Source organism: Ensifer sp. 22521 (assembly GCF_052044795.1).
In the GTDB taxonomy this organism is placed as follows: Bacteria; Pseudomonadota; Alphaproteobacteria; order Rhizobiales; family Rhizobiaceae; genus Ensifer.
The window spans coordinates 148002-159559 of sequence record NZ_JBQENM010000006.1; the positions used below are offsets into that span (position 1 = coordinate 148002).

General features: G+C 60.8%; 13 protein-coding genes, 1 tRNA gene and 1 pseudogene. 5 read left to right on the top strand and 10 right to left on the bottom strand.

What is annotated here, in order from left to right; translation table 11 throughout:
- Positions 1 to 2 precede the first annotated feature (2 nt).
- Complete coding sequence (locus tag ACTJKE_RS10500) at positions 3 to 605, bottom strand: hypothetical protein (RefSeq protein WP_440691827.1); 603 nt, start codon at positions 603 to 605, stop codon at positions 3 to 5.
- Complete coding sequence (locus tag ACTJKE_RS10505; protein ID WP_440691828.1) at positions 605 to 1369, bottom strand: hypothetical protein; 765 nt, start codon at positions 1367 to 1369, stop codon at positions 605 to 607. The genes ACTJKE_RS10500 and ACTJKE_RS10505 overlap by 1 nt, the downstream gene beginning before the upstream one ends.
- 71 nt (positions 1370 to 1440) lie before the next feature.
- Here ACTJKE_RS10505 and ACTJKE_RS10510 point away from each other — a divergent pair, with 71 nt between their 5' ends.
- From ACTJKE_RS10510 to ACTJKE_RS10520, 3 genes and pseudogenes are all read left to right on the top strand, one after another.
- Positions 1441 to 1785 carry a dATP/dGTP pyrophosphohydrolase domain-containing protein gene (locus ACTJKE_RS10510; protein ID WP_440691829.1) on the top strand — a complete coding sequence of 115 codons (345 nt, stop codon included), beginning with the start codon at positions 1441 to 1443 and terminating at the stop codon, positions 1783 to 1785.
- An 8-nt stretch (positions 1786 to 1793) separates the two neighbouring features.
- Positions 1794 to 1952, top strand: a pseudogene (locus ACTJKE_RS10515) (helix-turn-helix domain-containing protein); the annotation flags it as partial.
- A gap of 20 nt (positions 1953 to 1972) precedes the next feature.
- On the top strand, positions 1973 to 3118 hold the full coding sequence (locus ACTJKE_RS10520; protein ID WP_440691830.1) for a tyrosine-type recombinase/integrase: 1146 nt from the start codon (positions 1973 to 1975) through the stop codon (positions 3116 to 3118).
- Positions 3119 to 3247: 129 nt separating this feature from the next.
- Here ACTJKE_RS10520 and ACTJKE_RS10525 read toward each other — a convergent pair.
- Positions 3248 to 3324 (bottom strand) — tRNA-Pro (locus ACTJKE_RS10525).
- 309 nt (positions 3325 to 3633) lie between these two features.
- Between ACTJKE_RS10525 and ACTJKE_RS10530 the strand changes: the two genes are divergently transcribed.
- On the top strand, positions 3634 to 3798 hold the full coding sequence (locus ACTJKE_RS10530; protein ID WP_093232207.1) for a hypothetical protein: 165 nt from the start codon (positions 3634 to 3636) through the stop codon (positions 3796 to 3798).
- A gap of 305 nt (positions 3799 to 4103) precedes the next feature.
- On the opposite strand, the gene ACTJKE_RS10535 is transcribed toward ACTJKE_RS10530, so the two are convergent.
- The 6 genes from ACTJKE_RS10535 to ACTJKE_RS10560 form a co-directional block, all read right to left on the bottom strand.
- A complete protein-coding gene (locus ACTJKE_RS10535) occupies positions 4104 to 4640 on the bottom strand; it encodes a MerR family transcriptional regulator (protein WP_057252555.1) in 537 nt (178 codons plus the stop codon).
- Positions 4641 to 4779: 139 nt separating this feature from the next.
- On the bottom strand, positions 4780 to 5118 hold the full coding sequence (locus ACTJKE_RS10540) for an integration host factor subunit alpha (protein WP_057252557.1): 339 nt from the start codon (positions 5116 to 5118) through the stop codon (positions 4780 to 4782).
- Positions 5119 to 5210: 92 nt separating this feature from the next.
- Positions 5211 to 6182, bottom strand: coding sequence for a beta-ketoacyl-ACP synthase III (locus ACTJKE_RS10545; RefSeq protein WP_112994520.1), 972 nt, complete (start codon positions 6180 to 6182; stop codon positions 5211 to 5213).
- Between the two features lie 4 nt (positions 6183 to 6186).
- A complete protein-coding gene (gene plsX, locus ACTJKE_RS10550; RefSeq protein WP_112994540.1) occupies positions 6187 to 7245 on the bottom strand; it encodes a phosphate acyltransferase PlsX in 1059 nt (352 codons plus the stop codon).
- 201 nt (positions 7246 to 7446) lie between these two features.
- Positions 7447 to 7998, bottom strand: a complete 552-nt coding sequence (locus ACTJKE_RS10555; RefSeq protein WP_057252561.1) for a YceD family protein — start codon at positions 7996 to 7998, stop codon at positions 7447 to 7449.
- A gap of 104 nt (positions 7999 to 8102) precedes the next feature.
- Positions 8103 to 8642 (bottom strand): ubiquinol-cytochrome C chaperone family protein, encoded by a 540-nt coding sequence (locus tag ACTJKE_RS10560; protein ID WP_440635466.1) that lies wholly within the window; start codon positions 8640 to 8642, stop codon positions 8103 to 8105.
- Between the two features lie 138 nt (positions 8643 to 8780).
- On the opposite strand from ACTJKE_RS10560, the gene ACTJKE_RS10565 reads away from it, so the two are divergent.
- The gene (locus ACTJKE_RS10565) at positions 8781 to 9290 is read left to right on the top strand and encodes an outer membrane protein assembly factor BamE (protein ID WP_057252891.1); all 510 of its coding nucleotides are present in this window, start codon (positions 8781 to 8783) and stop codon (positions 9288 to 9290) included.
- A 69-nt stretch (positions 9291 to 9359) separates the two neighbouring features.
- On the opposite strand, the gene ACTJKE_RS10570 is transcribed toward ACTJKE_RS10565, so the two are convergent.
- Positions 9360 to 11495 carry a sodium-translocating pyrophosphatase gene (locus ACTJKE_RS10570; protein WP_112994519.1) on the bottom strand — a complete coding sequence of 712 codons (2136 nt, stop codon included), beginning with the start codon at positions 11493 to 11495 and terminating at the stop codon, positions 9360 to 9362.
- Between the last annotated feature and the right edge of the window lie 63 nt (positions 11496 to 11558).

An 11558-nucleotide genomic window follows, 5' to 3' on the forward strand; every position in this document is an offset into this window, starting at 1 on the left:
CCTCAGGTGTAGTGAGGCCACACAGGCTGGACGCCGCGCGAAAGCCGAGCGGTGCCATCGCAGAACCGGTCTGTGGGCGAAATTGCCTTCTGATGCGGCGCCGACCAAAGCGAGCGCGAAGCTCTCGATCGGGTCGTTTCTCCTGAGACGACCGATAAGGCGAGCGTTAGGCTGGGGCTGTCGTTCGCCTGGACCATCGGGCTCGACTCCGAGACGTGCGACGAGGCTCCCGTCCAGATCGGGATGATCTTGCTCATCGGCTGGTAGTACTGATCCAGGGTGGTGAGCCCCAATTGGACAGCTGCCCCGCGAAGAGGCGGCAGGCTGTCGAGCATCTTGCCACCGGTCGCCGGGTCGATGCCGGAAACGGAGAACTCGACGCTGTCGGCGGTCCCGTTGACCAGGACCTCGAGCGTTGGCACGCCCTGAAGCACCCCGCCGCCGAGATAGACAGTGCCCTCCGGGTCGATGCTGTCGAAGCCGGTCTGAATATCGTGGACGCCGAACCACATGTGGAGCGCGGGATCGGTGTCAATGCGGAGGAAGATGCCAAGCTGGTGGCTCCCGCGCATCTCCTCGATGACGTCGTCAGGAACCCACCCCATCAGAACGCCTCTGCGAATTGCAATGTTGGTCGGGACTGATACCAGGCCTCATAGTCCCACGGCAGGGTGAAGCCTTGCGGGAACTTCATGACGCAGAGCGGGCGCGCCAGTTCGACGCGGGTGTCGAGCGCGGACCCTTCGCGCAAAGCCGGACTTGTGGCGAGCTGGTAGTCGACATAGTTGAGATTGACGTCGCCGACGCTTTCCACGCCCTCAGCTGCCTTGTGGCTTTCCCAATACCGATATGCGCGCCAGCCCTTCGTCGGGTGGTAAATCGAAAACCAGTCAGACCAGCGCAGCGGCCTGGCGGCTTCGTAGACTCGCATCGAGATTTGTCCGGCTCCGACGGTCGCCGAGGCCGTCAGCTTCCCCCAGACGGTGGCCTGCGAGTAACCGGAGATATCCGAGAGCAGTGCGCCGTCCGAATGCGGAATACCGCTGACGATCGGCCGTCGCTTGCCGTTGATGACCGGGAAAGGCCCAATCCCGTCATTGATGATCGGCACATTGAAGAACCGGAAGCTTCCATTCCCTCGCGCGCCGAGCCAGTTGATGACCTCGTGGCGCTCCATGTCATCGCCCTGCAGGACGCAACGCTCGTATGTCGCAACCACCCGGCCACCGCCGCTGATCTCGATCGCGATGGATTCTCCGTTCCCGTTAACGCCACCATCGATGCCCGATCCGGTTACGTCGAAACTTGCTCGGGTCGGTCGCAGATACTGGATCGGGACGGTGGGCTGATTGATGTAAGACCTGGCCATCCTCAGCCCTTCTGAGACGTGTAGCGCGTCTGCGTCTGGCCGAAGCCGCCGCGGCGCTGCTGCTCGTTGTATTGGAGACGATCCAGACCTATTATGAGCGCCAGATAGAATGGTCTCGCGAGACGTTCGGCCCTGCGCTGCGCACCAAAGGCGTGCTGGACCATATCCGCAAGGAACTGGGTGAGATCGAGCAGGAGCCGCACGACCTGTCGGAATGGGTAGATGTCGTCATCCTGGCAATGGATGGCTTCTGGCGCCACGGCGGCAACGCTGCCGATCTTCTGCCTGCTCTCCTTGCCAAACAGCAAAAGAACATGGCCCGCACGTGGCCCGACTGGCGCTCGATGAGCGAAGACCGCGCCATCGAGCATGACCGCTCGAAGGACGCCAGTCCTGAACAAGGAGCCGAAGAATGACGGCACCCATGCTACTCGACAGCGAGCAAGCTGCCGAACTCCTCAACGTTTCCACCCGGACCTTGCGCGAATTTGTGAAGGCTGGCGATATAGCCTATGTGCCGCTCGGCGCCGGCAGGTCTAAACCGCGCCTCGGCTTCACCATGGACGACATAAACGAATTCATAAAAAGCCGGAGAACACGCGAGTGTCCGTCTACAAGCCAAGGAACACCCCGTACTACCACTTCGACTTCCAGGTCGCAGGTGTACGATATTATGGCTCTACGGAAACAGCGAACCGACGCGAAGCAGAAGCCCGGGAGAAGGTAGAGAAGGATAAGGCCAAGGCGGCTGCGAAGGCCGCCAAGCACGCCAATGGCGCCGGCCCCCTGACCATCAGCGTTGCTACCGCCCGATATTGGACCGAGATCGGCCAGCACCACGCCAACAGTGATACCACATGGACCGACATCAATCGCCTCGTCGACTACTTCGGCGCGGCGAAGCTCATGTCTGCTATCGGCGACGACGATATCGCGAAGCTCGTCCAGTGGCGACGAGCCCAGACAGCATGGGGGAAAGCCGAGACGAAGGACAAGAAGCCGATGCGTCTCGTGTCGGCCGCTACCGTGAACCGGTCGACCACGCTCGTCATTAAGAAGATTTTCACCCGGGCGAAGCGCACCTGGCGCTACGACTTCCCGCTCGAACCGAACTGGCGAGACCATTGGCTCAAGGAGCCGGTCGAGCGCGTCCGCGAATTGAAGCAGACGGAGAGCTCGTCGCTCTATCTCGCCACAAGGGCCGACTATCAGCCGATCTTCGATTTCGTGCGCGCCACAGGGCTACGCCTGCAGGAATGCATCCTGCGATGGTCCGAGGTGGACTGGCAGACGGGATGGATTACGAAACCAGGGAAGAACGATCGACCGGTTAGAACCGCGATCACGAGCGAGGTGCGGGAGATCCTGCTCCCGCTACGCGGGCATCATCACGAATTCGTGTTCACGTATCAGGCGGCCCGCCCGCGGGCTGCCGATGCTTCGTACAAGGGAGATGGGGAGGAGCGGAAGAAGGGCGACCGGTATCCGATCACCTACAGCGGGTTGAAAACCCAGTGGAAGCGAATCCGCGGCAAAGCCGGCGTGGAAGACTTCCGATTCCATGACTTCCGCCACGATCTGGCGACCAAGCTACTGCGCGAGACCGGCAACCTGAAAACGGTGCAAAAAGCTCTCAGCCACCGCGATATCAAAACGACCACACGCTACGCCCACGTGCTCGACGAAGAAGTCGCGGGCGCTCTCGAATCGCTTTCGAAGCGCAGACGTGCACAAAGGAAGAACAAATGACCGGAGCGCTTCGGGACTTTTTCGGGACTATCCGTTCCCGAACCCGCGTTTTGAGCGCGATATGTTCCGGTTACCTCTTCTCGATGAGTGGCGGTAGCGAGCCAATATCATTGAAAATAAAGAGGAAAATGGTCGGAGCGGCGGGATTCGAACCCACGACCCCTTGACCCCCAGTCAAGTGCGCTACCGGGCTGCGCTACGCTCCGAACCGAGGAAACCCCTATATAACCAGCGCTTAGAGCGCAAGCGGGAATTTCGAACTCGGCGTGAAAAAGAAATCTCCGGCGTGGAAAAGCTGCGGGCACTCGGCGGGTCGATCAGAAGAAAAGTCCATTTTGTCGGAAGATCGCCCATGGATCGGCGATCCTCGATCGCAATGGAACCTTCACCAAACCTGAAATCACATCGTTGGAAACGCTGCCCCTGACGTAACGTGAGCTTGCCATCACAACCGATTTGAGGGACAGTTTGGTACTGGCCCTTGAGGCCTGGAGCCTCCCTTTCAGGAGTAGACCATGCCTCTTAAATCTCTGATGGCCGTAACCGCACTTGTCGTCCTGACGCTGTCCGGATGCGCGACGTCCGGTTCGACCAACACAACCTACGCGCAGTGGAACGGCCCCTATCCGCAGCCTGATGTTTCCGCATCCAGCCCCGGTGGTTTCCGTATGTCCTACTAGACGCGGCAACTTTAGTGTGAGCGACAGAACACGGGCCCTGTGGGCATCCCTCAGTCGCTCACGTCAATGCATGCGTGGTTTGCCCCTTCCCTTGGGCCTGCAGCATTTGAATGCGAGCCGCCAATCTCACAAACTGACGATCGAACGAGTATTCGCCGATTGCTCGGCCGGAACCGTCGGCTGACTGTTATGCGACCCACGACCGCGCAAGCGTCACGCCTGCGTCGTCGGTCAATTTTCCTATGGTCTTGAAGGCGGGGCGCCTCGTCGGACGAGCACGCGCTTGGTAGGCGACCGCGGTACTCTCAGCGCACCTGATCGAGCAGGCGTTTGCATTCCAGGAGATCGTAGAGCGCCTCCTGCAGCAGCGCCCGGTCTTCCTTGCCGACGGACGACGATTTGCCGAGCGAGATTTCCGGCACGTCGTCGCTGCCGCCGCCGAACGAGAAGAAGCGGCGGCTCGCCGGTGCCTTGGCGCGGCCGACGATCTGATCTTCTTCCGAAACGCCGGCCTTGGGCGGTGCCGGCTCCTCGTTGCTCGACGCCGCAAGCGCTTCGACGGTTGCGAGATCGCCGCTGGCAATGGCGGCAACGAACTTGTTGCCGTTGGTTTTCAACAGCTTCTGCACGCCCTTGATGGTGTAGCCGTGATCATAGAGCAGATGCCGGATACCCTTCAGGAGATCGACATCCTCTGGCCGATAATAGCGACGACCGCCGCCGCGCTTCATCGGCTTGATCTGCTGGAAACGGGTTTCCCAGAAGCGCAGAACATGCTGCGGCAGATCGAGGTCGTCGGCGACCTCGCTGATGGTGCGGAAAGCGTCCGGGCTCTTTTCCATGTGGTTCCCAATCCATGTCACGCGACTCACGCTCGCGGGCCGCAATGAACCGATATCATACCGATGATGGCACGAATCGGGTCCATTTCAACGGCTTATGGATGGGTTTTCAACCACATTTGTGGCTGAAGCCATGACTTCACGCCGCGGGAGATGCCGGCTTCTGCTTCGCTCTACGGCTGAGATGGGCCTTCAGCACGCGCTGCTTGAGCACGTTGGACGCCTTGAAGGTCATCACACGACGCGGCGAGATCGGCACTTCCTCGCCGGTCTTCGGGTTTCGCCCGATGCGTTCGTTCTTGTCGCGGACCTGGAAGGTCGCGAAAGAAGACAGCTTCACGCTCTCGCCACGCACGATTGCGTTGCATATTTCATCAATGACGGTTTCCACCAACTCGGCAGACTCTGTCCGTGACAGACCTACCTTGCGAAAAACCGACTCAGCCAAGTCTGCTCGTGTTACTGTTTTTCCGCTCATCTTCCCCCACCAACGTCTGGCACGCCGATCAGCGACCGAAGACTATTGCCCTTGCCTATTGTGGTCAAGCGCCTGCGTTGCCTCAGCATTTTTTACCAGCGTATCAGAACGGAGCCCCAAGTGAAGCCACCACCCATGGCTTCGAGCAGAACGAGATCGCCCTTTTTGATCCGGCCATCGGCCGCCGCGGTGTTCAGGGCCAGCGGAATGGACGCCGCAGACGTGTTGCCATGGAGATCGACTGTCACCACAACCTTATCGAGAGGGATGCCAAGCTTCTTGGCGGAGCCATCGATGATGCGCCGGTTGGCCTGGTGCGGCACAAGCCAATCGATGTCCTCGGCCGTCGTGCCGGTCGCCTCGAAGGCTGCCTCGATAACGTCGGTGATCATGCCGACCGCGTGCTTGAAGACTTCGCGGCCTTCCATCTTGAGATGGCCCACCGTTCCCGTGGTCGAAGGGCCGCCATCGACATAAAGCTTGTCGCGATGCGCGCCGTCCGAGCGAAGCTTCGCCGTCAGCACGCCACGGTCGGCATTCGTACCCTCGCCTTCCTGGGCTTCCAGGATGATGGCACCGGCGCCGTCGCCGAAGAGCACGCAGGTCGTCCGGTCGCTCCAGTCGAGGATGCGTGAGAACGTCTCCGAGCCGATCACCAGCACGCGCTTGGCAAGACCGCCGCGGATGTAGGCGTCGGCCGTCGTCACCGCATAGACGAAGCCGGAACAAACGGCCTGCATGTCGAAGGCTGCGCCATGGCGCATGCCAAGGCGATCCTGGATATTGACTGCGGTTGCCGGAAACGTGTTGTCCGGTGTCGAGGTCGCCAGGATGATGAGGTCGATGTCATCTGGCGTAAGCCCGGCATTGGCGAGTGCGGCGCGCGCGGCGCCTTCGCCGAGCGACGCGGTCGTTTCGCCGTCCCCGGCGATGTGGCGCTGGCGGATGCCGGTGCGCTGCACAATCCACTCATCGGACGTATCGACCTTGGATTCCAGCTCCTGATTGGTAACAACGCGCTTCGGCAAAGCTGCGCCGAAGCCGCGGACGACGGAACGGATCATCTATTCAAACCTCATCATTCATGCCGGCGGAAAGGGCCTGCGGCGGTTCTGCACCATGGTACTTCGCCAGATCGAGCTCGATCTTCGACTTCAGGCCATTCTTCACCATGTCGTAGCCGACATCGATCGCGGCTGCGAAACCTTCGGCATCCGCACCACCATGGCTCTTGATCACGACGCCATTGAGGCCAAGGAATACCCCGCCGTTGACCTTCCTGGGATCCATCTTCTCGCGCAGGCGATCGAACGCACCCTTGGCCAGGATATAGCCGATCTTGGCAAGCAGGGTGCGCGACATAGCAGCGCGCAGATATTCGGCAATCTGGCGCGCGGTGCCTTCGGCTGCCTTCAGCGCGATATTGCCGGAAAAGCCTTCAGTCACGACGACGTCGACCGTCCCACGGCCGATGTCGTCGCCTTCGACAAAACCGTAATAGTCAAAGCCATCGATATTGGCTTCACGGATCAGGCGGCCAGCTTCCTTGACCTCTTCCTGTCCCTTGATTTCCTCGACACCGACGTTGAGAAGCCCAACCATCGGTCGTTCGATCTCGAAGAGGGCCCGCGCCATGGCGCCGCCCATCAGCGCGAAGTCCATGAGTTGCTGCGCATCCGCACCGATCGTCGCCCCGACGTCGAGCACGATGCTCTCGCCCTTCAGCGTGGGCCAGATGGCAGCGATCGCCGGGCGCTGGATCCCCTGCATCGTGCGCAGACAGAAGACCGACATGGCCATGAGCGCGCCGGTATTGCCGGCCGAAACGACGACATCGGCCTCGCCGGCATTGATCGCGTCGATCGCCTTCCACATGCTCGATTTGCCGCGGCCTCGGCGAAGCGCCTGGCTCGGCTTCTCGTCCATCGCCACGGCGATTTCACAATCGTAAAAGGTGCTGCTGGCCTTGAGCTTCGGATATTTTTCCAGGAGTTCCGCGCATTGCGCTTCGATACCGAACAACACGAACTTGATGTCCGGATGACGTTCGAGCGCTCTTGCGGCACCCGGGATGACGACTTCGGGACCATAGTCGCCACCCATCACGTCAAGTGAAATTCTGACCACGCGTGTCTTATCCTTCATTTCTGCCACACAACACGTGCCGTCGTGGCGCACTCACCTGGGACGCAATGACGAAACATATTGCTTCTGACGCTTGAGCCAAGCACGCGGCAGATCGCTTCACGGCTCTTTTGGCCGGTTTGGGGCCAAAATACTGCTTTTCCTTTGCGTGACAACCGAATTGTAGAAGAGGCTTTCGCGGCCTCAGTCCTTTTTCCAGTCCTTCAGTACTGCAAACGGGTTCGGCTTCTTGTCGTCCGCTGAGGTGCTCTCGATTCGCTCGCCGAAAGCCGCACCCGGCTTGCGCGGATAGGGGTCGATGGCAAGCGCCACCTGCTCGCTGACGACGACGCCGGCATCGATCGTGTCGCCCGTGAACGTGTCGGGGATGTCGGGACCATCCGGGTCGAGAATCATCTCGCCGCCGTCGTTGCTCGCCTGGCGGGCGAGCCGCGATCCTTCGGGAACCAGGATCGCTTCGACCGGTTCATGGATGTCGGCCTCGACGGGCTCGAGCGTCACCACGCAGCTTTGCACGATGCGGGCCGTGACATCGCCCTTGATCTTGACGCCATCCTTCTTCCAGCGCGCGATCTGCAACTCTGCGCTGAGCGACAGCACGTCCCTGACGCCCCAGAGCTTCGCCAATGCCGCCCTTTCCCGCTCGTTTGCTGAAAGCTGCACGCTGACAGCGTTCGCCGAGATATGCCCCACCTTCACCGGATAGGAGAAGGCCGGCTGGCTATCGTCTTTCATGATCGGATCCTCCCTCGCCAGGGCGATTGATGCCGCCCAGTCGCGAATGCAGCTGCCGCCCGGGTTCCGGCTCGCGGCGCTGATATCTCTTAATAACCGCTCTATTAAACGCCAGCGGATGGAATCTGCAACTGACCGGCCTCGACAACCTCTTCGGCAATGTCGGCGAGGTGCGCCTCGACAGTCAGCAGATAGGCTGCAAGCGCCTCCATCGAGGGTGCTGCATCGCCGCCTTCCGGATGAAAGTTACGCTTGAGTGCCGCTGCCAAGGCGGCCGTATCCTTCGCTTCCAGCGCTGCCGCGTAGGACTCGAGGCGACCGTAATACATGCCGGCCAGCTTCTTCATCTTCTTCGGAACGCCGGCATCGCCCACGCCGAGTTCGCGGATCGAGTGATCGACGTCCTCGAAGAAAGCGTCGATGATCTCCTGCGCGATCTCCTGGCCGGGCCTTGCCGAAGCACGGGTGCGGCGGAAGTAGAGGATCAGCATAGCCGACAGCATCTCGAACCGCCCCATGACCGTGTCCGGCACATTGAGGTCGGTGTAGAGATAAGGTTGGCGCGCGGCCGACGTCAGCAGTGCATACTGACGCTCGACAATCGCGGCATTGCCGCTTTTTCTTTTGAACAGTCCAAAAATCATCACAAAGCTCGGGCTTGGCTTTCTCGAAATGCGCGCAAGCGCCCATCCCGTTGTTGCATGACAGCCGAAGCTGGTTTACCGAAGCAGGCACGAATTGCAATGGCGGATCTGCCATCGTTTCTCCAAGGGGAGCTGTCGTTGACGAAGCGGTATTTGAGAAAAAATTTTAAAACCCTCGGCCGCGTGGCGGCCGTAGCTACCATCGCCGGTCTCACCCTTTCAGCCTGCCAGTCCGCCAATGTCGGTGAAGTCCTTCATCAGGGTTATGTGGTTGACCAGGAAACGCTAAACCTCGTTCCGGTCGGCTCCAGCCGCGAGCAGGTGCTCCTGTCGCTCGGCACCCCGTCGACGACCGCGACCTTCGACAACGAAGTGTTCTACTACATTTCGCAGACCCGCAAGCGTCCCGTCGCCTTCATGAAGCCTCAGCTGGTCGACCAGTCGATCCTCGCCGTTTACTTCGACAAGGAAGGTACTGTCAGCCAGCTCGCACACTATACGCTGAAGGATGGCAAGGTCTTCGACATGCTGTCGCGCACGACGCCGACCGGCGGCAAGGAAACGAGCTTCCTCGGCCAGCTGTTGAGCGGACCAGGTGCCGGACAGGCTGCTGCAAAGAGCCTGTTCAAGGACTTCGGCAGCAAGTAGTTAACCCATCACAAAGCAAAAGGCCCGCGGAAGTCTCTTCCGCGGGCCTTTTTCGTTTCAGCGATACAATCAGGCGAGGACGGCCAGAAGCAGCAGCGCCACGATGTTGGTGATCTTGATCGCAGGGTTCACCGCCGGACCGGCCGTATCCTTGTAGGGATCGCCCACCGTGTCGCCGGTGACGGATGCCTTGTGCGCCTCCGAGCCCTTGAGATGACGCTCGCCGTTCTTGTCGACGAAGCCATCCTCGAAGCTCTTCTTGGCATTGTCCCAGGCGCCGCCGCCCGACGTCATCGAGATCGCCACGAACAGGCCGTTGACGATGACACCGAGAAGCGATGCGCCGAGTGCTGCGAAGGCCGAGGCCTTCGAGCCCGACAGAAGCAGCACGCCAAAGTAGACGACGATAGGTGCGAGCACCGGCAGCAGCGAGGGAACGACCATTTCACGGATCGCCGCCTTCGTCAGAAGGTCGACGGCGCGACCATAGTCCGGCCGCTCCGTGCCTTCCATGATGCCGGGTTTTTCGCGGAACTGTCGACGAACCTCCTCAACGATGGATCCGGCCGCACGGCCGACCGCCGTCATCGCGATACCGCCGAAGAGGTAGGGGATGAGACCGCCGAAGATCAGGCCTGCCACAACGTAGGGGTTGGAGAGATCGAAGGAGATCTGGCCCACATCGGCAAAGTACGGGTACTTGTCACCATTCGCCGCAAAGTAGCGGAGGTCGTTCGAATAGGCCGCGAAGAGCACCAACGCGCCGAGACCGGCCGAACCGATCGCGTAACCCTTGGTGACGGCCTTGGTCGTGTTGCCGACAGCATCGAGCGCATCGGTGGATTTGCGCACTTCCGGCGGCAGATGCGACATTTCCGCGATGCCGCCGGCATTATCCGTCACCGGACCGAAGGCATCGAGTGCCACAATCATGCCGGCAAGACCGAGCATGGCGGTGACGGCGATGCCGGTCCCGAAGAGGCCGGCGAGTTGGTAGGTGAAGATGATGCCGCCAACGATGACGATCGCCGGCAGGGCCGTCGATTCCAGCGAGACGGCAAGCCCCTGGATCACGTTGGTGCCATGGCCGGTGACCGAAGCCTGGGCGATCGAGTTCACCGGCCGTTTGTTGGTGCCGGTATAATATTCCGTGATCACCACGATCAGGGCCGTCACGATCAGGCCGAGAATGCCGCAGAAAAACAGATTCCAGCCGGTGATGTCCTTGCCGTCAACCGTACCAATGGTGCCCCATCCGATCGTAAAGGACGTGGCTGCGCCGAGACCGAGGATCGACAACACGCCGGTGACGATCAGACCCCTGTAGAGAGCGCCCATGATCGAATTGTTGGTACCGAGCTTGACGAAGAAGGTGCCGATGATCGAAGTGATGATGCAGGCTGCGCAGATGGCCAGCGGATAGACCATGACCGTCGCGAGCAGCGGCGTGCCGGCGAAGAAGATCGCCGCCAGCACCATAGTCGCGACGACCGAGACGGCGTAGGTCTCGAACAGGTCGGCCGCCATGCCGGCGCAATCGCCGACATTGTCGCCGACGTTATCGGCAATCGTTGCCGGATTGCGCGGATCGTCTTCCGGAATGCCGGCCTCCACCTTGCCGACGAGATCGCCGCCAACGTCGGCACCCTTGGTGAAGATGCCGCCGCCGAGACGGGCGAAGATGGAGATCAGAGAAGCGCCGAAACCGAGCGCGACCAGCGCGTCGATGACTTCGCGCGAGGCGGGCTCATGCCCGAGGCCGGCCGTGAGGACGACGTAGTAGACGGAGACGCCGAGAAGCGCCAGGCCCGCTACGAGAAGGCCGGTAATCGCGCCTGACTTGAAAGCGATGTCGAGGCCGGAGGCAAGGCTGACGGAAGCCGCCTGGGCAGTGCGGACGTTTGCCCGAACAGAAACATGCATGCCGATGAAGCCCGCAGCGCCCGAAAGGATCGCACCGACCAGAAAGCCGAAAGCGGCGGCGGAAGAAAGAAGAACCCAAGCGGCGATGAAAACGACAACACCGACGATGGCAATGGTCTTGTACTGACGCGTGAGATAGGCCTGCGCCCCTTCACGAATGTAGCCTGCGATTTCTTGCATGCGGGCGTTCCCCTGGTCGGCGGCCATCACCGACTGTGTTGCCCAGATGGCATAAACCACCGCGAGCAACCCGCATGCGATAACGCCCAATAAAATGGTCATTTCGCATTACCCTCCGTTACAACCCGCGGACTCACTCCCGGCCACGGGCCCCTCAAAACCGCG